Raw genomic sequence first — 19,018 nt, forward strand, 5'->3', positions numbered from 1 at the left:
CTGCTGACGATCGACATAATCGCCATAAGTTATTATACGGAATGATATTTAATGCGTTCTGCTCTCTCTGCCTTCAGGTTTTTTCAACCCGATACTCCGCTGCGTAATGCGTCGTGGATCTTTATTCTCACCACCTTATTCTATTTTGTGGGTGCTGAATTGCGTCTGGTTGAAGCGTTGTCGCTGTTCTGGCCACTGAATGGCGTTATGGCGGGAGTATTCGCCCGTTATGCTTATCTTAATCGTCTGCATAACTACGCGGTCGCGTATGTTGCCATGCTGATGTACGACGCGGTCACCACCAGCTGGGGAATGGCCTCGCTGGTGATTAACCTGTCGAATATGATTTTTATCGTCGTGGTCGCCATACTGGTTCTGCGTGATAAACGGCTGATGAAAACCCCCGATCCGCTTAATGCGCTGCGTCTGTTTAACTACTGCCTGATTGCCGCACTGCTGTGTGCCTTGCTTGGCGCGGTGGGGTCGGTCGGTATCGACAGTCATACCTTCTGGCCGCTGTTTGCCGACTGGTTTAGCGAGCAGTTTTCAACGGGGGTGCTGATTGTGCCGTGTATGCTGACGATTAGCCTGCCCGTGCGTGATATTCAGTTACGTCTGGAGCAGCTGTTCCCGGTTATGGCGTTGATTGTCTCGGTGGTCGCGTCGGTGGTGATTGGCGGCGCGGGGAGCCTCTGTTTCCCGCTGCCGGCGCTTATCTGGTGTGCGGTACGCTACCCGCTGCCCGTCACCTGTTTACTGACGTTTCTCACGGGTGCCGTTGAGATCATTCTGGTTGCCAACTCCATTATCAATATTGCCGTTGCGACACCGCTTTCGACCCCGATGATGTTCTCAGCCCGGCTGGGCATTGCCACCATGGCTATTTGTCCGGTGATGGTCTCCGTCAGCGTGGCGGCCATTAATTCACTGATTCGTCAGGTGTCACTGCGGGCAGATTATGATTTTCTGACGCATGTCTATTCCCGCTCCGGGCTTTATGAAGCGTTAAAGCAAGAAGAGGCGCACCGGCATTCGCGTTTTTTAACCGTCATGCTGCTGGATATCGATTACTTCAAAAGCATCAATGATAACTACGGTCACGAGTGCGGTGATCGCATACTGGCGGCCTTTGCCCGGCAGGTTCAGCAGGTTGTCGGTGAGGACGGTATGGTGGCGCGAATGGGCGGAGAAGAGTTCGCGGTGGTCGTGAACTCCGGGGATGCGCAGCACGGTTTTGAACTGGCTGAACGCATCCGAACCACCGTCGCACATCATCCGTTTACCTGGCGCCAGCAGACGCTGTATCTGACCGTCAGCATTGGCCTGGGCAGCGGTAAATCTGAATCATGGCAGTTGACGGAGGTCTTTAATAAGCTGATGGCTGAAGCGGACGATCATCTCTATCGTTCAAAGAAAGCGGGGCGAAATCGGACCAGCGCCCGGCTGTCGGATGAGCAGATTACTGCAACCTCCGGCAGCGAAACATCACTGCATTAGTCGTCATGAGCCAGTGACGTTAACAAATAGCGTCTGAACAGGATATTCGTACACTGACAATGTCTCTGTTTAAGCTACGCTTTTAGTAAAGCTTGCGTCAGGAGACGTTATGAAAACACCTGCAACCCCTGAAAATGAAACGGAACGTCTGAACTCGCTGCGCGAATCAGGCCTGCTTGAAATCGACAGTTCGCCGGCCTTTGACCGCCTGACGCGTCTGGCAAAACGCTTTTTCCAGGTGCCGCTGGCGATGGTCAATCTTATCGATGAGCATTCGCTGATCGTGAAGTCAGCGGATGGCCAGGCACCGGACTCGGTCCCGCGCAATATCTCATTTTGTGGCCATACGATCCTCAGCGAAGCGCCGCTGGTGGTGGGGGACATGCGTCAGGATGACCGCTTTGCCGATAATCCGCTGGTGGCCGGTGAGCCCGGCGTTCGTTTCTACGCTGGTTTCCCGCTGCGTCTGCGCGACGGCGCGAGCGTCGGATCGCTTTGCCTGATTGATTATTCTCCGCGCGAGTTTACGGCGGCCGATCTTGCCGTACTGGGAGACCTGGGCGCGCTGGCAGAAGATGAATTTGCCGCCGTCAGTGCGGCGACTACCGATGAACTGACGGGCTTATTCAACCGTCGGGGCTTTAATCAGCTCGTCCGGTTTACCCTGTCCGTCGCCCGACGCCGTGCAGAGCCGTTAACCCTCGGCTGGCTGGATCTGGATCGCTTTAAGGAGATAAACGATCGGTACGGCCACGAGGAAGGGGATAAGGCGCTGAACGTGATGGCGCAACTGATGCGTTCCTCCTTCCGTGAGGCGGATCTGCTGGTTCGCTTTGGCGGGGATGAGTTTGCCGTGCTGTTCGCCGATACGGATGAGCAGGGGGCCTGGATTGCGATGCAGTATCTGGCCGAGCAGGTCGAAAATTATAATGCCCGCAAACTGCATCCGTGGTCGCTTCTGTTCTCGTGGGGACTCAGTGAATTCGACCACAATGACCATGACCTGCAACAGTGGCTAAAAGAGGCCGATGAAAAGATGTATGCCATGAAGCAGCAACGCCACCGCGAAAGATGACATAACAAAAGCCTATGATCGATCCGTTTGCGTTAATAAGATGTTAATTGCACAGTGACGGTATTCAACGTAAGGAAAAACAATGAATACCTCACTGCACATCAAAAACCTCACCCGGGAAGAGATCCTCACCCATCTTGATGCGTTGTCCGCGATCCTCGAAAACTGCGTTAACGGCGGCGCATCCGTCAGTTTTATGTTGCCCTTTAGCCCGGAAAAAGCGCGTGCTTTCTGGCGCGGTATTGCTGAGAGCGTGGGACGCAATGAACGTCTTGTGCTGGCCAGTATCGATCCGCAGGACGGTGTTATCGGCACGGTACAGTTGATCACCGATCAGCCGGAGAATCAGCCGCATCGCGCGGATGTGGCAAAACTGCTGGTCCATGAAAAAGCGCGCCGTAAAGGGGCGGCAATGGCCCTGATGGAAGAACTTGAAGTACAGGCCAGAGCCAGAGGCATTTCGGTCCTGGTACTGGATACGTCCACCGGCAGCGGTGCCGAGACGTTCTACCAGCGTGCTGGCTGGCAAAAAGTGGGGGAGATCCCGCGCTATGCATTGATGCCGGACGGTGCGATGACCGCCACCTCCGTGTTCTATAAGTTCTTATAATTATTTTTCACAACTCCATCATGAATTGATCAAAACAGGGTTCCCGGTCGTAAAGTTTTGATAAGTTATCGTACCAATCTTATCAGGCTGTATGACTAATTATAAAAGGAACCCATTGTGAACACACTTAACCGTCATGATTTTCCCGGTCCACACTATCCGGAACGTATCATTCAGTTTGGTGAAGGCAATTTCCTGCGGGCGTTTATCGACTGGCAAATCGACCTGTTAAACGAACATACCGATCTTAACGCCGGTGTGGTGGTCGTTCGTCCCATTCAAAGTGATTTTCCGCCGTCGCTGAATACGCAGGATGGACTGTATACCACAATCATTCGCGGCCTGAACGAGAAGGGCGATGCGGTGAGCGATGCACGTCTTATCCGTTCCGTTAACCGCGAAATCAACGTTTATAACGAATACGATGCGTTCCTCAGGCTGGCTCATAACCCGGAGATGCGCTTTGTGTTCTCGAATACCACGGAAGCGGGGATCGGTTATCACGCGGGCGACACCTTTGAAGATGCGCCTGCCGTCAGCTACCCGGCGAAACTGACGCGATTGCTCTTCGAGCGTTTCAGTCATTTTAACGGTGCGCCAGACAAAGGCTGGGTCATCATTCCGTGTGAACTGATTGACTACAACGGGGATGCGCTGCGGGAACTGGTGCTGCGCTACGCGCAGGAGTGGGCGCTGCCGACGGCCTTTACTGAATGGTTGAACGATGCCAACTGTTTCTGCTCGACCCTGGTTGACCGCATTGTAACGGGTTACCCGCGTGACGAAGTGGCCGCCCTGCAGGCTGAACTGGGTTATCAGGACGGGTTCCTGGATACCGCCGAACACTTCTATCTGTTTGTGATTCAGGGCCCTGACTCCCTTGCCAGCGAACTGCGTCTTGATAAGTTCCCGCTCAACGTATTGATCGTGGATGACATCCGGCCTTACAAAGAGCGTAAAGTCGCCATTCTGAACGGTGCGCACACGGCGCTGGTACCGGTAGCCTTCCAGGCCGGGCTGGACACGGTAGGCGAGGCGATGAACGATGCTGACGTGTGCGCTTTTGTCGAAAAAGCTATCTATGAGGAAATTATTCCGGTACTGGATTTGCCGCGTGATGAGCTTGAATCGTTCGCCAGTGCGGTAACGGGTCGTTTCCGTAACCCTTACATCCGGCATCAGCTGCTGTCGATTGCCCTCAACGGGATGACCAAGTTCCGCACCCGCATTCTGCCGCAGCTGCTGGCAGGGCAGAAAGCAACCGGGTCATTGCCTGCGCGACTGACGTTTGCTTTAGCGGCACTGATTGCGTTTTATCGCGGGGAGCGTAACGGGGAAAGTTACCCGGTTCAGGACGACGCGAACTGGCTGGCGCGTTTCCAGCAGCTGTGGACACAGCATCACGATCGCCAGATCACTACCCGCCAACTGGTAAAATCGGTACTGAGCGTGAGCGAACACTGGGAGCAAGATCTTACGCAGGTTAACGGCCTGGTCGAGCAGGTTACGCGGGATCTGGATGCTATTCTGCTTCAAGGAATGCGTGCGGCGGTTAAACCGCTCTGCTAACACCGTTGCCCGGCTTCGGCCGGGTTTTAATGGGGATCTTATTAGTTACAACATACTATTTGCTCTGTTTTTAAAAAACACCTCTGGCACCGTGCGGTTTAGGCTAGCCAGGTCAGAAAATTCAATGTTTTATTAACATGCTTGCAACCGTGAGGGGGATCACGTTTAATAGCCACGCTCTTTTTCTTTCCTGAAACTCACTATGATTGTTCGTCCTAAACAGCACTGGTTACAACTCATCTTTGTCTGGCATGGCTCGGTACTGCCAAAAATCTATACCCGCTTGCTACTTAACTTTCTGCTTTCTATCGCCGTGATCCTGATGCTGCCGTGGTACACGTCCCTTGGCATCAAATTTACCGTTGCGCCATTTAGCATTCTCGGTGTGGCGATCGCTATCTTTCTTGGTTTCCGAAACAACGCCTGCTATTCACGCTACGTTGAGGCGCGCCAGCTTTGGGGGCAACTGATGATAGCGGCACGCTCTCTGTTTCGCGAGGTAAAAAACACCTTGCCGGACGATAAACATCTCGGCGAGTTTGTCCGCCTGCAGATTGCCTTTGCCAACTGTTTGCGCATGACCCTGCGCCGGGAAACGAACGCCGAACAACTTTCCCGTTATCTTCCGGAAGATGATTTACGCAAGGTGATGAACGCCAACTCGCCGGCGAACCGTATTTTACTGATCATGGGGGAGTGGCTTGCCGTCAGGCGTCGCAATGGCGAGCTCTCAGATATCCTGTTCCACAGTCTCAACAACCGGCTGAACGACATGTCCATCGTCCTGTCGGGTTGCGAGCGTATTTTGACGACACCCGTACCGTTTGCTTACACGCTGATCCTTCATCGTACGGTGTATCTGTTCTGCATCATGCTGCCGTTCGCGCTGGTCGTCGATCTGCACTACATGACGCCTTTTGTGTCGGCGCTGATTTCTTACACCTTTATCTCGCTGGATACGCTGGCGGAAGAGCTGGAAGACCCGTTTGGTACCGAAGATAACGACCTGCCGCTGGACGCCATCTGCAACATGATGGAACGTGACCTGTTGCAGATGAACGATGAAGAAGAGATCCCCGAAAGACTGTTACCGGATAAGTATTATCAACTGACCTGACGGGCATTCCATTCGTCACGGGTGATTTCCCACAGTTCGGAATCCAGTATGCCGCTGACGTACGCTTTCTTTTCTGTCCTGATAAGCCGCATGCCGCTACTGTCTGAAATACGGCGGGAGCGGCTGTTAGCAGCCGCTTTTGGCGCACGTAACACCGGCTTGTTCAGGGTGTTAAACCAATAATCCGTCGCCGCAATACTGGCCTCACGCATGTATCCCTTACCCTGAAACTCCGGCGCCAGCCAGAACCCACGGTTGTTATCTTCGACATCGTACAGGCAGATAATCCCCATCAGCTCATCCGGCGCCTCGCGACGTCGAATACTCCAGAACCAGGCAATGCCTTTTTCCATATCCGGCAGCGCAACGTTATAAACATAATACTCCGCGCCGTTATCCGGGTAGGGCCAGGGCACTGAGGAGACCATATAGCGAACGATTTCCCAGCGTGGATAAAGCCGCTGTATCTGGACGGCATCTTCCGCGACCAGGGGAATGAGTAACAGGCGGTCTGTCGTTAGCGTCGGTATTGTCATCCGTGGTTCTCCCTGTTTAAGCGTTATGTTTTTGTTCACCTTCTGGTATTTTCATCTCTATCACATTCTTTTTCGGTGTGCTGGACTTCTTTACTACCAATAACTGCTTTTAAAAGGCTTTCGATTTGTAATATGAGGAATATATGGCTGTTACGGTAAGAGCTTTACGCGCAGAAGATTATTCCCAGTGGCGTCCGCTGTGGGACGGCTACACTCATTTTTATGACTGTGTCCTCGATGAGTCCGTGACCGCCGCGACATGGCAAAGGGCGCTTGACGAGCGATCATCGATGTTTTGCCGGGTTGCGGAAAGCGACGGCAACGTCATCGGCTTCGCCATGTGTATTTTGCACGAAGGAACCTGGTCGACAGCGCCCGTTTGTTATCTGGAAGACCTGTTTGTTGCTGCCAGCCAACGGGGAGCAGGGACTGGAAAAGCGCTCATTGACGCCCTGATGGACGAAGGCAAGCGCGAAGGGTGGTCAAAACTTTACTGGGTCACGCGGCAGAACAACCCGGCACGTAAACTCTACGACCAATATGGCGAAGCCGACGATTACGTTCGTTATCGCGTCTCGCTTTAAGACGCAATGACCTGTGTTTGTATCACATTGTATCAACGCCGCTGATACATACACAGGCTTGCAATAAAGGCCTATTCGCACATATCCGCTATACAAACCGATGTTGTTATATCCCCGTGAATCGTACTCAATCGGAGATAACAACATGTTCAGCAAACTCGCATACTCAACTCTCGCATTAACCGTTTCTCTTGGTACCGTCATGTCCTGTCAGGCCGAAGCAACCGGTACTGATTTCGCGACGGCGTTTGATCATCCTCAGCAGATTAACGCCGGCGATCTTAACGTCGGTTATGTCGACATCGGCCCGAAAAATGGTCAACCGATCATTTTATTACACGGCTGGCCCTACGATATTCATAGTTATGCGCAAGTTGCTCCCGCGCTGGCTGCCAAAGGATATCGGGTGATTGTGCCTTCTCTGCGTGGTTACGGAACTACCCGTTTCCTCTCAGATAAAACGCCGCGTAACGGCCAGCCTTCGGCCATGGCGAAAGACGTTGTGAACCTGATGGATGCCCTGAACATCAAGCAGGCCGTTTTTGCAGGATACGACTGGGGGGCCCGTACGGCGGACATCGTCGCGGCGCTGTGGCCAGAACGCGTTAAATCGCTGGTCTCCGTCAGTGGATACCTGATCAGCAGCCAGCAGATTGGCAAACAACCCTTACCGCCGAAAGCAGAAGTTCAGTGGTGGTATCAGTTCTATTTCGCCACCGAACGTGGTGCTGAAGGCTACGCCAAAAACACCCATGACTTCGCCCGTTTGATCTGGTCGCAGGCATCACCTGACTGGAAATTTAGCGATGCAACGTTTAACGCCAGTGCCAAATCCCTTGATAACCCGGACCATGTCGCGGTGACGCTCAGTAACTATCGCTGGCGTTTAGGGCTGGAAAAAGGGGAGCGCAAATACGACAGTTATGAGCAAAAACTGGCAACGCTTCCGAATATTACCGTCCCGACGATCACCATCGAAGGCGGAAACAACGGGGCGCCGCATCCTGCTCCACAGGCCTACGCCGGGAAGTTCACCGGCAAGTATGAACACCGTACCTTTGGCAAAACCGTAGGTCACAACCCACCACAGGAAGATCCGCAGGATTTCGTCAACGCAGTTGTGGACGCAGATAAACTCTGAAATGTGCTATTTTCAATACGTTACCCTTCAGTCTGGAGATTTCTGTGGAGCATATTGATCATATCCTTGTCGTCGATGACGACAGGGATATTCGTGAGCTGATTGTCGATTACCTCGTTAAGTCCGGATATCGCGCCTCTGGCGCGGCAAATGGCAAAGAGATGCGAGTTGTGCTTGATAAACAGCATATCGATCTTGTGGTGCTGGATGTCATGATGCCCGGCGATGACGGATTAACGCTGTGTCGTCAGCTCCGAAGCGGTAAACATAAAGACTTGCCCATTCTGATGCTCACGGCCCGTAACGAGGAAACAGACCGGATCCTGGGGCTGGAGATGGGGGCAGACGATTATGTCGTGAAGCCTTTTGTTGCACGCGAGTTACTCGCGCGGATCAAAGCCATTTTACGTCGTTTCCGCACAATGCCCCCCAATTTACAGGTGACGGAAGCCGGACGACTGGTCACGTTCGGAGAATGGCAACTGGACACCGTGGCCCGTCATTTAATCGACAGTGAAGGGATGGTGGTGGCGCTCAGCGGGGCGGAATATCGTCTGCTGCGCGTGTTCCTCGATCACCCTCAGCGTGTCCTGACCCGGGATCAACTGCTAAATTTGACCCAGGGGCGCGATGCCGAGCTTTTTGAACGATCGATTGATCTGCTGGTGAGCCGGGTGCGTCAGCGTCTGAATGAAGACGCCCGCACACCGGCCTATATCAAGACCGTGCGCAGTGAAGGTTATGTCTTTACAATGCCGGTGACCATAAAAGAGGCCAATGAATGACGCTTTGGCCACGCTCGTTGCTGTCCCGGCTGTTGGTCATCGTGCTGGCTGGACTCTTACTGGCGAATACTCTCAGCCTGACGCTGGTGATGGTTGAACGCATGCACAGCGCCCGCACCGTAATGCTGGGTAATCTGGAAAACGATGTAGCCACTAGCGTGGCCATTCTTGACCGGCTTCCCGCCCAGGAGCGGGCGGCCTGGCTGCCGCGGCTTGAGCGCGGTAACTATCGCTATATTCTCGGGCCTGGAGAACCGGGCGCACCGCCTGAGGATAAGCGTTCACGCGATGCCATTCGAACGCTAAAAGAGACCCTTACGGCTGACTACCCACTCACGTTTACCGCCGTTCCCGGTCCCATTTCCCATATTCAGGCGCATCTCACCTTACGTGATGGCGCACCGTTGACCATCGATCTGACGCCACGCATGCCGCCGGTCGCCAGCTGGTTACCTGTCGTGCTGGTATTGCAGCTGCTGCTGCTTGCGGCCTGTGCCTGGATCGCCGTGCGTCAGGTGATTCGGCCTTTTTCTCAGTTTACCCGTGCGGTTGACGCGCTTGACCCGGCGGCAAACACACCAATGACGGAGAAGGGGCCGGTAGAAGTGCAAAGAGCCGCGCATGCCTTTAACGCGATGCAGGCGCGCATTCAATCCTATCTTCGCGAACGGGCGCAGATCCTGGCATCCATTTCTCACGACCTGCAGACGCCCATCACGCGCATGAAATTGCGCGTCGAGATGGCCGAACAACCCGAGTTACGCGACAAATTATTGAACGACCTCGATAACATGACCCGTCTGGTGCGGGAAGGGATTGCCTATGCCCGGTCATCAGAATCTCTGGAAGAGACCTCGCTAAAGCTGGAGCTCAATGCCTGGGTAAACAGCATTGCCTGTGATTATCAGGACATTGGTAAAAACGTGCAGTTTCAGGCAAACGACGCCCGCCTGCCGATAGTGACTCGGCCGCAGGCGCTTCGCCGGGTGATGACCAACCTCCTGGATAACGCGCTTAAGTTTGGTGGCTATGCCGTTATTGAGATTGATGATTCTTCTGCCGGACACATTGCTATCCATATTCTGGACGGCGGGCCGGGGATACCCGAGGCTGAACTCGACGCGGTATTACAGCCTTTTTATCGGGTAGAAACATCGCGTAACCGTGATACCGGCGGTACCGGCCTGGGGCTGGCGATTGCTGCACAGCTGACCGCGCAGCTTGACGGGAAACTGCGGCTGGCAAACCTTCCTGAAGGCGGGCTGAAGGTCACGGTAACGCTGCCGCGTCGCTGATTGTACGGTTTTGTATCCGGTTGCGTGACCGATACGAGAGCAGACAAATTGTCCCGTTTTGCACACATCCCAAACACATCCGTACGATGAAATACCCTCACTGCAGCGTCGCAGGCCATCTGTAATGTGAGGTTTTTATGTTTTTGATAATCGCGTTTCTGGGCGGGATGATAAGCCTGCTCAGTCCATGTACGCTCCCGGTGATACCTCTTCTGTTTGCCGGTTTCCAGGGGCAGCGAAGACATATCCTGGCTCTGCTGGCAGGGATGATCGTGATGTTTACCGTGGTGGCGATGGTTGTCACGGTTGCCAGCGAATGGATCACGGATGCCACGATAATAGGGCGCTGGCTGGCACTCATTATTCTGGCTACAGCCGCGCTGGCCTTAATTTTCCCGTCCTTCGCCCAGCGTATAGCCGGACCTGCGGTCAGCGTGGGCAATATCCTCAATACCCGCAGCGGACAAACGCGCGGAATGTTTTCCGCTTTCCTGGCCGGACTGGCCGTCGGTCTGCTCTGGTCTCCTTGTGCCGGACCGATCCTTGGGGCTATTTTCAGTATCAATATTGCGGGTCATTCGGCCATCACCACCGGCGCGCTGTTGGCGGCGTATGGCAGCGGATGTGCGCTTATGTTGGGCCTGCTTATGGCCGGCGGTCGGAAACTGATGACACCGCTGCGGGCCAAATCAGCGCTGATGGAAAGGTTGCGCAAGGGGGCGGGCGTGGTGATGTTAGCGGCTGTGGCGTTCAACGCCACGGGGATGAACTCGGTGCTGAAAGGTGCAAATGGGGTGGCAGACCGTCTTGAAACCACGCTATTGACCCTGGCGAAGCCCGCCACTGCGCCAGTAAAACTGCAGCCGGTCGTAATGACCGAACCCAGCAGTCAGTTGCCTTCGTTAAGTGGAGGGACCGGGTGGATTAATGGTGACCCTGTCACGTCTGAATCATTGCGGGGTAAAGTCGTCCTGATTGATTTCTGGACCTGGGACTGCATCAACTGCCAGCATACGCTCCCGCATGTCCGCGACTGGGCCACGCGATATCAGTCCCAGGGTCTGGTGGTCATCGGCGTGCATACGCCTGAATATCCGTGGGAAAAACCGCTCTCGTCGGTGAAAAACGCGGTAAACAAATGGCAACTGCCGTATCGGGTCGTGACGGATAATAACTACCAGATCTGGAACGCCTTCGGTAACCAGTACTGGCCGGCACATTATTATTTCGATGCCAAAGGGCAGTTACGTTATACCTCTTTTGGCGAAGGTAACTATGAAGAACAGGAAAAAGTTATCCAGCAGCTGCTTAAAGAGGCCCGCTCATAACGTTGCTCAGGGCTGACGTTGAGCAATGATAAACAACCGTGGAAAAGCCAGCAGTATCTGCCCGTTTTCCTGGAGCGGATACTGCTCTTCCAGCATTTCATGGTAGCGCTTGAGAAAACGTTTCTGCTCGCTCTCATTAAGCTCCTGCAGCCACGGACGTAAACCGGTTGCGCTTACCCAGTCAATAATGGCCTGGTGTGAGCTCATTTTATGGAAATAGGTCGTCCGCCAGATATCCACATCACAACCGGCGTCTGTCAGAATGTCGTAATAGGCATGCACGCCGGGCAAGGCTTCACGACCCCGGTCAGGATAGCCTTGCTCCCAGGCAACTTCACGCATCGCCACATGAGTGGGCTCAAGCCAGTTGTCAGGCATCTGAATGGCCAGTACGCCATTTAACGTGAGCAGAGAGACCAGGTGCGGCAGAAGATCGTAGTGGTCGGGCACCCACTGCAACGAGGCATTGGCGTAAATCAGGCTCAGCGGCTGGCCAGGCTTAAACTGGCGGATATCGGCCTCAACAAAGTGGCAATCCGGTAAGGCGCTGCGGGCTTCGTCGAGCATTGCAGGTGAGTTATCGACCCCTGTGACGTGCGCTGAAGGCCAGCGATATTTTAACAGCGCCGTACTGTTTCCAGGCCCGCAGCCCAGATCGACGATGGATGACACGTCATCCAGGGGAATTCTGGCGAGCAATTCAGCGGCGGGCCGCGTACGTTCGGCTCCGTATCGCAGGTACAGGGAAGGGTTCCAGTCAGCCATCTTTGCATCTCCGTTGTGCATGCTTCAGCAAGAATAGCACACGCAGACACCTGCACTGCGGCAGGTGTCTGTCCTGCGGCAATTACAGAATGCCTTTCAGGGCAACATGATAAAGCAGCATGATGGTTTTCCCGTCGACAATCCTGCCCGTTTCAATGCCGCGCAGTGCCTCTTCCAGCGTCATTTCCAGTACGTCGATATCCTCACCCTCCGCTTTGAGTCCACCGCCTTCACTGGTTCTGTCTTTCGGCTGGTATTCGGCGAGATAAAAATAGAGTTTTTCAGTGACGGAGCCCGGGCTCATGTAAGCTTCAAAAATTTTCTCAACGCGGGAAACGCTATAGCCGGTCTCTTCTTCCGCTTCTGCTTTAATCCGGCTTTCCGGATCCATGTTATCGAGCAAGCCCGCAGCAGCTTCAATAAGGTCATCTTCGTGCCCGTTAATAAAGACAGGGAAGCGGAACTGGCGGGTCAGGATCACCGTCTTTTTATCCCGGTTATAAAGCAGGATGGTGGCTCCGTTTCCCCGGTCGTAAACTTCGCGATTTTGCCGCTGCCATTCGCCATCGCGTCGCTGCAGATCAAAGGTATATTTTTTCAGGATGTACCAGTTATCAGACAGTGTTTCACTTTCTATGATGCGTACATCTGCACGTTTTGATTGCACGTTTGTTCCTCCTTACGTAGAGTAATTATCATAAACAGCATTGTCGTGCAGTTTCAAGATTAAACGTGCAATATCAGGAATTCCTTATGCTCACAACGCAGCGAAAACAATTGATCCTTGAAAAGCTCGAGGCTGAAGGTCAGGTCCAGTCGAAAGCGCTCAGCACGCTTTTCGCGGTGTCTGAAGATACCATTCGGCGTGATTTACGCGAGCTGGCGGCAGAAGGGCGTTTACAGCGTGTTCACGGCGGGGCGCTGCCGTCATCCTCGGCCATTGCCCCGTTTGCTGAGCGTAAATCGGTAAAGATGAATGCCAAGAAAAATGTCGCCCGTAAAGGTGCGCAGCTGATTTCTGACGGCCAGGTGGTGATCATTGACGGCGGCACGACTACGTCAGAGCTGATTACGTTTCTGCCTCCTGATTTGAAGATAACCGTGGTCACGCACAGCCCAGGCATTGCGCTGGGACTTGTCGAACATCCCTCCATTGAGGTTATCCTGATCGGTGGCCGTCTGTATAAACACTCTATTGTTGCGGTCGGCGCGGCTGCTATCGAAGGCATCGAAAAAATCCATGCGGACCTGTTCTTTATGGGAGTAACTGGCATCCATCCTGATGCGGGCCTGACGACCGGTGATTTTGAAGAGGCGAGTATCAAACGTGCATTTTCCGGCAGAGCCGCCGAAACGGTTGTGCTGGCTTCCCCCGAAAAAATCAATACCGCGTCATCTTTTGTGATTGGCGATCTGTCGCTGGTGAACACGATTGTCGTTGAAGACGATACCGATAGCGCCTGGATTAACGCGGTAAAAGAAAAGGGGGTTTCCGTGGTGATGACCTCTGAACCGGAAAAGGCATAACCCACGCGAAAAGCCTTTATGATCCGGCCTGTCGGTAAGCCGACAGGCCGGCAGGCCACATCAAACCTGAGGGATATCCTCAAGCGCAGTGTAAATCTTAAGCCCCAGCGTTTGCGCCACCTCTATGTCCATATCGGCCCCTTTGGACGCGCCGGCAATCCGGTAGATAGCATCACATTTCGCAATGAGTCGGTGCGCGACGGGATACAGCATTGCTTCACTGATTTCATCACCCATCGATTTCGAGCCAGCCGCTTTTGCCAACGGTAAGGCCAGCCATTCGCCAATAACCGGAACGTGGCCACGTTGATAGACGGCTAACGCCGCATTTTCAAGACGAGCTAGGTTTTCATCAATGCGCGCCTGCACGCCATCGGTGCCGCTACGATAGGGGCCGGCGATTAAAATCAACTGTTGTGTCATATCAACCTCAGTAAGTAAAAATGCATGAGTTTGCACGTTTGTGCGTCTTTTGTTTCTGACTTCATATTAATCGCCAGTTTCGTGCAATTTCAAGCAATATTGTGCATTATGGTTTTTTAAGACAGTTGCAGAAGAGTAGAGCTGGTCTATGCTCAAAAAGCAGAGATCAACCATTCTCTGGGCGTATTGAAAAATAACAATAATCTTGCGTTTCAGGGGGGGGAAATGAAGAGGATCCTGCTCGTTACATTGTCATGCTTGCTCTCGGTAATCTCCTTTCTCAGCGTAGCCGCAGAGCCGCGCCAGGAGCCGACAGATCGGGAGCGCGCCAGAACGGTTTATATTTTCCATCAGCCGATTGTTATGCTGCAGGCAAAATTCGGTCTGACCACGCCTGAAGAGCGAGTTTTGCGCATTCGTAATACGCTGCGCAATTTCTCTCAACAGGATGTTCGGGAGCCCCTGAAAATTATTCCGGTTACCCGTTACAACCAACCGGGAAGACTGATTGTGATGAACGGCAAGCCGGTGATGTTACTGGCACAAGCCGATCTCGATGAGGGCGACGACCTGACGCTTGATGAGGCAGCTCAACGTGTGCTGACCCGAATGGAGGCACAACGTACGGCGCTTCGCGATCAATATGACGCCGGGTGGCTGGCATTATCGGCAGGCAAAACGGCCGCAGGGCTGCTGGCACTGTTTGTTTTCTGGTACGGTGCCTGGCGGTCATGGCGTGGAGTAAGGCGTTTTTACCGAGGCCGCATTCTTGAGAACCGCAGTATCATTCCACAAAGCTGGCACAGGTTTGTCGGCGCGATTGAGACTCGTTTGTATGCTTTGCTGATGATTATTCTGGGTATTCTCGGGCTTTATATCTGGCTAAGTTGGTCATTCAGTCTGTTTCCCTGGACGCGCGTTTGGGGGGCATCGCTGGGTGACTGGACCATGCGTGTTCTGCGGGATATCGCACTGTCCATAGTCTCAGCTATGCCGGGCATTTTGATCGTCCTGATTATTTTTCTTATCACAGCCTTCATTCTAAAACTCCTTAAAGTCTTGTTAAATCAGGTAGAAGCAGGGCGTTTACACCTTCCCGGGATCCATCCTGAAACCGTCGGCGCGACGCGGAAGTTAATTTCTGTAGTGGTGTGGTTATTTGCTCTGTCCACGGCATACCCGTTTTTACCCGGGGCCAATTCACTGGCCTTTAAAGGTATCAGTGTATTCTTTGGGCTGATGTTGACCCTGGGATCTGCCGGGGTGATGAACCATGCCATGAGTGGCCTGGTACTGATTTACTCGCGAGCATTGAGAAAAGGCGACATCATTCGGGTCGCGGATAACGAAGGGTTGGTCACAGAGATAGGTATGCTCGCGACGAAAATCATTACGCGGGAGAATTATGTTGTAACCGTACCGAATGCTGTCGTAGTTAGCGGCAAAATCACTAATCTGAGCGCGCAAAATCCAGATGGTGGCGTGAACCTGACGACAGGTGTCACTATCGGATACGACACGCCATGGCGGCAAGTTCATGCCATGCTGGAGATTGCCGCCAGACGGGCGAAATGTATCGATCAGTCACAACAGCCGCTGGTAAGACAATTGAGTTTGATGGACTGGTATATTGCTTATGAACTTCAGGTGAAGCTGCGTGCCGGGCAATCACTGGCGGAGGCCCGCAATGAACTGCACAGCAATATTCAGGATGTCTTTAACGAGTTTAATGTACAAATCATGTCGCCAAACTTTGTGATGCAACCAGAAGGCGCGGTCGTCGTGACGGAAGATAACTGGTATGCAGCGCCGGCAGAGAAGCCAGAGAATAAACAGCGTGAGTGAAGATGGCTATGCAGGTTTAGAGGATTCGGAGCAGATAAGGTGCATTAGAGGCTGTCAAACACCAGAACAAGGATGACCATAAAAAGCCAGATTCTGCCTTAATCTATGTAAGTGCGCATAATGTATATTATGTTAAATTGACTATTATGATCCATCCATGGGCAACACTCATTACGCAATCCTACCCTTTTCTAATTCCAGGCCATTCTTGCTGACCACAGGATATTGGCTCAACGTTTTAACACTGTTATCATCGAAATCATAAATTAAGCGTTGAGCCTAGAGTATTCAAATGCTTAAAGAGCTATCCCGTCGTCTACAACACTGTAACGACATAGCAGTACGTATAAACAATGCCAACGATTCGCAGCTGCAAGAACTGAAAACGCAGTTGGCCCAGCAGATGGGTAAGCCCGCGGGGCTACATACTATGGGCATCCCTGCGGCAATCAGCACCCTCGGGGCGATTGTCAGTTTTGCTATTCCGCAGCTATGGTTGGGCTACGGCGTATTCGCCGCACTCAATCAGCCGGCAGAAAAGGTATTTGTGTGGGTAGTGTTGATTGCCCTTCTTTTCGCCGGCATCAACGGTCTGACGATGTTTATGATGGGTAAAGGCAGCATTCGCGCCGTGCGGGTACATCTTTCTCTGGCATTCATAAGCCTTCTGCTGACGGTCGTTTATCTGATTGCGGCTCTGAGCGGCACCATCTGGCCAGGCGTCAATTTAACAGCCGCACTGGTGAGTGTTGTCATGTTAATACTCAGCGGTTTCTGTATACGATCTCCTGCCTTCTATAAGATGCTGCTATTTACCCTTCATAATCGCGCATGGCGCCAGCAAATTCGCCAGACACGCAATAACATGCAGCGTTAAACACATTCCCGCCACTACTGGCGGGACTTCGCCCTGTGCCTGCGCAACCTTATCGCTCGGTCGCGGAGATCAGAAAATCAATCAGGGTTTTCACCCTTTTCGTTTTCCCCGCGTTTTTCGGGTAATAGAGATACACTGGCGGATAGGTTTTCCAGAAGCTCTCCATCACAGGTACAAATTGTTCCCGATCTGGCTGTAACCGCCAGATGGGTTCGAACAAGCGCCCAATTCCCAGTCCGTTACGAATTCCGTCTGCCATAACGTCAATATCGTTGCTGATTAACTGTCCGGGCATCTCAACGGTTAACTGTTCTCCGCGATCGTTCAGGATCAACGGAAGGATGCGGTTGTTAGTGATAAAACGGTAACCAATCAATCGGTGATGACTAAGATCTGCCGGCACCTCAGGTATACCCTGTTCAGCGAGATAGGCAGAGGATGCGTATAACCCTTCACGAAACGGTTTCATTAACGGCCGTGCTACCACCCCACCCTCCAGAATATCGCCAAAACGAATCCCCAGATCAAAACGCTCCTCGATAATATTCACGGTACCGTCGAAGACCGAAATTTCCAGTTGAATCCTTGGGTATTGCTGACAGAACGCGGCCATTGCAGGCTTGAGAATTAACAGATAGGCGAAACGCGAGAGCGTAATTCTTACCACACCAGAGGGTTCCTGACTCCGATCGCGAATGCTTTCCAGCGATTTTTCCAGCGAATCCACCGCGGCGGCCGTTTGTTCCAGCAACTGTTGCCCGGTTTCGGTCAGCTCAATACGCCGGGTCGTGCGCACAAAAAGCGGATGTCCAATATGCTCTTCCAGCAACTTAAGCGCATTGCTGACGGATGGCGGCGTAATTTCAAGTTTCCTCGCGGCTGCCGAGATATTTCCTTCACGCGCAATGCTCTGAAAGATGCGGATCTGATTATAAAGAGCGTTATTCATAGCATTTTCCTTAAGCAATTACTGCCTGATTATTAAGTACAGACTAAAGATGCTTAAGTCAATGCTCGCCTTATCTTCATACATTGAGGCTCTTATACTTTCTGCTCTTCTCACTGAAAACTGATTACTGGAGCGACTGATGCGAATTTTATGTCTGGATATTCCCGCCGCGGGTGCATCGCCGGAAAAATATGCACCGCACCTTACTGCTGAAGCGCTGCACGCCTGGGGACTGTATAAATCCGGCGTCATCCGCGACATCTACTTTCGTCAGGACAGACCCGGCGTCGCTATTTTCCTTGAATGTGACGCTGTCGATGAAGCGATGAACGTAATGGCCGAATTCCCTCTGGCGAAAGCAGGCTTATTAAGCTTCGAGTGCATTCCTCTTGGCTCCTTTATTAACTGGGAAAATCTCTTCTCAGAAGAATTTAAAAACTAAAAACACGGCGTGACTGACATCCCGTCTTTTTAAGACGCTGCATCTGAAAACATGCCTGAGTTAAACATCCATCAATTCTGCATAACTGATTGAAATGAAAAATATCCTTATCGTTTCCGGACATCCAGAGCTTAACCATTCTGTCGCCAACGCCACCATCCTTGACGAGGTGGCGACAGCCCTGCCCGACGCTGAAATTCGTCGTCTGGACTGGCTCTATCCGGACGGCAAATTCAATATCGGTGCGGAGCAGGAAAGCCTGCTCAGGGCCGATGTGATTGTCTGGCAGTTCCCTTTTTCCTGGTACGGACTCCCGGGACTCATGAAACAGTGGCTGGATGAAGTTTTTGTTCACGGTTTCGCGCATGGTTCAACGGCGAAACTGGGTGGTAAAAAGCTGGTTCTCTCCTTCACAACGGGGGCACCGCAAGCGCTTTACACCGCTGACGGTTTCTTTGGCCATACCATTGAGGAGTATCTCATTGCGTTCGAGACGACGGCAAGGCTGTGCAATCTTGAGATGCTGGCACCGGTTTATACCTGCGGTATCAGCTACGCCGACAGGGATGCCGAGAAAATCGCCCAGCAAAAAACGCTTGCCCGGGAGCACGCGTCAAGGCTTGTCGACCTGCTTAACGCTATTGGTGAATAAT

Annotated in this window: 20 protein-coding genes; 15 read left to right on the plus strand and 5 right to left on the minus strand. The window is 52.7% G+C overall.

Annotation, left to right across the window (positions count from 1 at the left end; translation table 11 throughout):
• Window positions 1–51 precede the first annotated feature (51 nt).
• The 5 genes from ACN9MQ_RS11105 (at window position 52) to ACN9MQ_RS11125 (ending at window position 5,868) form a co-directional block, all read left to right on the plus strand.
• Complete coding sequence (locus ACN9MQ_RS11105) at window positions 52–1,497, plus strand: sensor domain-containing diguanylate cyclase (protein ID WP_426021081.1); 1,446 nt, start codon at window positions 52–54, stop codon at window positions 1,495–1,497.
• Between the two features lie 109 nt (window positions 1,498–1,606).
• A complete protein-coding gene (locus tag ACN9MQ_RS11110; RefSeq protein WP_426021080.1) occupies window positions 1,607–2,572 on the plus strand; it encodes a sensor domain-containing diguanylate cyclase in 966 nt (321 codons plus the stop codon).
• An 82-nt stretch (window positions 2,573–2,654) separates the two neighbouring features.
• Window positions 2,655–3,182 (plus strand): GNAT family N-acetyltransferase, encoded by a 528-nt coding sequence (locus tag ACN9MQ_RS11115; RefSeq protein ID WP_020884147.1) that lies wholly within the window; start codon window positions 2,655–2,657, stop codon window positions 3,180–3,182.
• Between the two features lie 117 nt (window positions 3,183–3,299).
• Window positions 3,300–4,751, plus strand: coding sequence for a tagaturonate reductase (locus ACN9MQ_RS11120; RefSeq protein WP_160890618.1), 1,452 nt, complete (start codon window positions 3,300–3,302; stop codon window positions 4,749–4,751).
• Window positions 4,752–4,953: 202 nt separating this feature from the next.
• Window positions 4,954–5,868 carry a bestrophin family protein gene (locus tag ACN9MQ_RS11125; protein WP_014170060.1) on the plus strand — a complete coding sequence of 305 codons (915 nt, stop codon included), beginning with the start codon at window positions 4,954–4,956 and terminating at the stop codon, window positions 5,866–5,868.
• Here the strand turns inward: ACN9MQ_RS11125 and ACN9MQ_RS11130 are convergent.
• Window positions 5,856–6,404, minus strand: coding sequence for a GNAT family N-acetyltransferase (locus tag ACN9MQ_RS11130; RefSeq protein WP_426021079.1), 549 nt, complete (start codon window positions 6,402–6,404; stop codon window positions 5,856–5,858). The genes ACN9MQ_RS11125 and ACN9MQ_RS11130 overlap by 13 nt on opposite strands.
• Before the next feature lie 143 nt (window positions 6,405–6,547).
• On the opposite strand from ACN9MQ_RS11130, the gene ACN9MQ_RS11135 reads away from it, so the two are divergent.
• The 5 genes from ACN9MQ_RS11135 to ACN9MQ_RS11155 all read left to right on the plus strand — a co-directional run bounded on the left by ACN9MQ_RS11135 (window position 6,548) and on the right by ACN9MQ_RS11155 (window position 11,537).
• The gene (locus ACN9MQ_RS11135; RefSeq protein WP_014170062.1) at window positions 6,548–6,988 is read left to right on the plus strand and encodes a GNAT family N-acetyltransferase; all 441 of its coding nucleotides are present in this window, start codon (window positions 6,548–6,550) and stop codon (window positions 6,986–6,988) included.
• A 145-nt stretch (window positions 6,989–7,133) separates the two neighbouring features.
• Window positions 7,134–8,129 carry an alpha/beta fold hydrolase gene (locus ACN9MQ_RS11140; RefSeq protein WP_032678150.1) on the plus strand — a complete coding sequence of 332 codons (996 nt, stop codon included), beginning with the start codon at window positions 7,134–7,136 and terminating at the stop codon, window positions 8,127–8,129.
• Between the two features lie 44 nt (window positions 8,130–8,173).
• Window positions 8,174–8,914: a response regulator gene (locus ACN9MQ_RS11145; RefSeq protein ID WP_025204193.1), complete on the plus strand. Its 741-nt coding sequence runs from the start codon at window positions 8,174–8,176 to the stop codon at window positions 8,912–8,914.
• Window positions 8,911–10,209, plus strand: coding sequence for an ATP-binding protein (locus ACN9MQ_RS11150; RefSeq protein ID WP_138613989.1), 1,299 nt, complete (start codon window positions 8,911–8,913; stop codon window positions 10,207–10,209). The genes ACN9MQ_RS11145 and ACN9MQ_RS11150 overlap by 4 nt, the downstream gene beginning before the upstream one ends.
• Window positions 10,210–10,346: 137 nt before the next feature.
• A complete protein-coding gene (locus ACN9MQ_RS11155; RefSeq protein WP_426021078.1) occupies window positions 10,347–11,537 on the plus strand; it encodes a cytochrome c biogenesis protein/redoxin in 1,191 nt (396 codons plus the stop codon).
• A gap of 6 nt (window positions 11,538–11,543) precedes the next feature.
• Here the strand turns inward: ACN9MQ_RS11155 and tam are convergent, their stop codons facing one another.
• Together tam and ACN9MQ_RS11165 are read right to left on the minus strand one after the other, a co-directional pair.
• Window positions 11,544–12,302, minus strand: a complete 759-nt coding sequence (gene tam, locus ACN9MQ_RS11160; protein WP_073396807.1) for a trans-aconitate 2-methyltransferase — start codon at window positions 12,300–12,302, stop codon at window positions 11,544–11,546.
• An 82-nt stretch (window positions 12,303–12,384) separates the two neighbouring features.
• Window positions 12,385–12,969 (minus strand): NUDIX domain-containing protein, encoded by a 585-nt coding sequence (locus ACN9MQ_RS11165; protein ID WP_025204189.1) that lies wholly within the window; start codon window positions 12,967–12,969, stop codon window positions 12,385–12,387.
• An 86-nt stretch (window positions 12,970–13,055) separates the two neighbouring features.
• On the opposite strand from ACN9MQ_RS11165, the gene ACN9MQ_RS11170 reads away from it, so the two are divergent.
• Window positions 13,056–13,829, plus strand: a complete 774-nt coding sequence (locus ACN9MQ_RS11170) for a DeoR/GlpR family DNA-binding transcription regulator (RefSeq protein ID WP_153852957.1) — start codon at window positions 13,056–13,058, stop codon at window positions 13,827–13,829.
• Window positions 13,830–13,889: 60 nt separating this feature from the next.
• Here ACN9MQ_RS11170 and ACN9MQ_RS11175 read toward each other — a convergent pair whose 3' ends face one another.
• A complete protein-coding gene (locus tag ACN9MQ_RS11175; RefSeq protein ID WP_020884136.1) occupies window positions 13,890–14,252 on the minus strand; it encodes a DUF4406 domain-containing protein in 363 nt (120 codons plus the stop codon).
• Window positions 14,253–14,477: 225 nt separating this feature from the next.
• Here ACN9MQ_RS11175 and ACN9MQ_RS11180 point away from each other — a divergent pair, with 225 nt between their 5' ends.
• The gene (locus ACN9MQ_RS11180; protein WP_426021122.1) at window positions 14,478–16,097 is read left to right on the plus strand and encodes a mechanosensitive ion channel family protein; all 1,620 of its coding nucleotides are present in this window, start codon (window positions 14,478–14,480) and stop codon (window positions 16,095–16,097) included.
• A 292-nt stretch (window positions 16,098–16,389) separates the two neighbouring features.
• Window positions 16,390–16,974: a hypothetical protein gene (locus ACN9MQ_RS11185; RefSeq protein WP_426021077.1), complete on the plus strand. Its 585-nt coding sequence runs from the start codon at window positions 16,390–16,392 to the stop codon at window positions 16,972–16,974.
• 49 nt (window positions 16,975–17,023) lie between these two features.
• Here ACN9MQ_RS11185 and ACN9MQ_RS11190 read toward each other — a convergent pair whose 3' ends face one another.
• On the minus strand, window positions 17,024–17,923 hold the full coding sequence (locus tag ACN9MQ_RS11190; RefSeq protein WP_426021076.1) for a LysR family transcriptional regulator: 900 nt from the start codon (window positions 17,921–17,923) through the stop codon (window positions 17,024–17,026).
• A gap of 139 nt (window positions 17,924–18,062) precedes the next feature.
• Here ACN9MQ_RS11190 and ACN9MQ_RS11195 point away from each other — a divergent pair, with 139 nt between their 5' ends.
• The gene (locus tag ACN9MQ_RS11195) at window positions 18,063–18,365 is read left to right on the plus strand and encodes a hypothetical protein (protein WP_032678161.1); all 303 of its coding nucleotides are present in this window, start codon (window positions 18,063–18,065) and stop codon (window positions 18,363–18,365) included.
• A 94-nt stretch (window positions 18,366–18,459) separates the two neighbouring features.
• Window positions 18,460–19,017: an NAD(P)H-dependent oxidoreductase gene (locus tag ACN9MQ_RS11200; RefSeq protein ID WP_047744661.1), complete on the plus strand. Its 558-nt coding sequence runs from the start codon at window positions 18,460–18,462 to the stop codon at window positions 19,015–19,017.
• Window position 19,018 lies beyond the last annotated feature (1 nt).

The organism is Enterobacter sp. R-25 (assembly GCF_049913205.1).
In the GTDB taxonomy this organism is placed as follows: Bacteria; Pseudomonadota; Gammaproteobacteria; order Enterobacterales; family Enterobacteriaceae; genus Enterobacter; species Enterobacter ludwigii.

Excerpts from the sequence above, each read along its gene's own strand:
- ACN9MQ_RS11155 (WP_426021078.1), top strand. The coding sequence starts at position 10,347 with ATGTTTTTGATAATCGCGTTTCTGGGCGGGATGATAAGCCTGCTCAGT.
- ACN9MQ_RS11185 (WP_426021077.1), top strand. The coding sequence starts at position 16,390 with ATGCTTAAAGAGCTATCCCGTCGTCTACAACACTGTAACGACATAGCA.
- tam (WP_073396807.1), bottom strand. The coding sequence starts at position 12,302 with ATGGCTGACTGGAACCCTTCCCTGTACCTGCGATACGGAGCCGAACGT.
- ACN9MQ_RS11130 (WP_426021079.1), bottom strand. The coding sequence starts at position 6,404 with ATGACAATACCGACGCTAACGACAGACCGCCTGTTACTCATTCCCCTG.
- ACN9MQ_RS11125 (WP_014170060.1), top strand. The coding sequence starts at position 4,954 with ATGATTGTTCGTCCTAAACAGCACTGGTTACAACTCATCTTTGTCTGG.
- ACN9MQ_RS11200 (WP_047744661.1), top strand. The coding sequence starts at position 18,460 with ATGAAAAATATCCTTATCGTTTCCGGACATCCAGAGCTTAACCATTCT.
- ACN9MQ_RS11190 (WP_426021076.1), bottom strand. The coding sequence starts at position 17,923 with ATGAATAACGCTCTTTATAATCAGATCCGCATCTTTCAGAGCATTGCG.
- ACN9MQ_RS11115 (WP_020884147.1), top strand. The coding sequence starts at position 2,655 with ATGAATACCTCACTGCACATCAAAAACCTCACCCGGGAAGAGATCCTC.
- ACN9MQ_RS11140 (WP_032678150.1), top strand. The coding sequence starts at position 7,134 with ATGTTCAGCAAACTCGCATACTCAACTCTCGCATTAACCGTTTCTCTT.
- ACN9MQ_RS11110 (WP_426021080.1), top strand. The coding sequence starts at position 1,607 with ATGAAAACACCTGCAACCCCTGAAAATGAAACGGAACGTCTGAACTCG.
- ACN9MQ_RS11105 (WP_426021081.1), top strand. The coding sequence starts at position 52 with ATGCGTTCTGCTCTCTCTGCCTTCAGGTTTTTTCAACCCGATACTCCG.
- ACN9MQ_RS11150 (WP_138613989.1), top strand. The coding sequence starts at position 8,911 with ATGACGCTTTGGCCACGCTCGTTGCTGTCCCGGCTGTTGGTCATCGTG.
- ACN9MQ_RS11170 (WP_153852957.1), top strand. The coding sequence starts at position 13,056 with ATGCTCACAACGCAGCGAAAACAATTGATCCTTGAAAAGCTCGAGGCT.
- ACN9MQ_RS11180 (WP_426021122.1), top strand. The coding sequence starts at position 14,478 with ATGAAGAGGATCCTGCTCGTTACATTGTCATGCTTGCTCTCGGTAATC.
- ACN9MQ_RS11175 (WP_020884136.1), bottom strand. The coding sequence starts at position 14,252 with ATGACACAACAGTTGATTTTAATCGCCGGCCCCTATCGTAGCGGCACC.
- ACN9MQ_RS11135 (WP_014170062.1), top strand. The coding sequence starts at position 6,548 with ATGGCTGTTACGGTAAGAGCTTTACGCGCAGAAGATTATTCCCAGTGG.
- ACN9MQ_RS11195 (WP_032678161.1), top strand. The coding sequence starts at position 18,063 with ATGCGAATTTTATGTCTGGATATTCCCGCCGCGGGTGCATCGCCGGAA.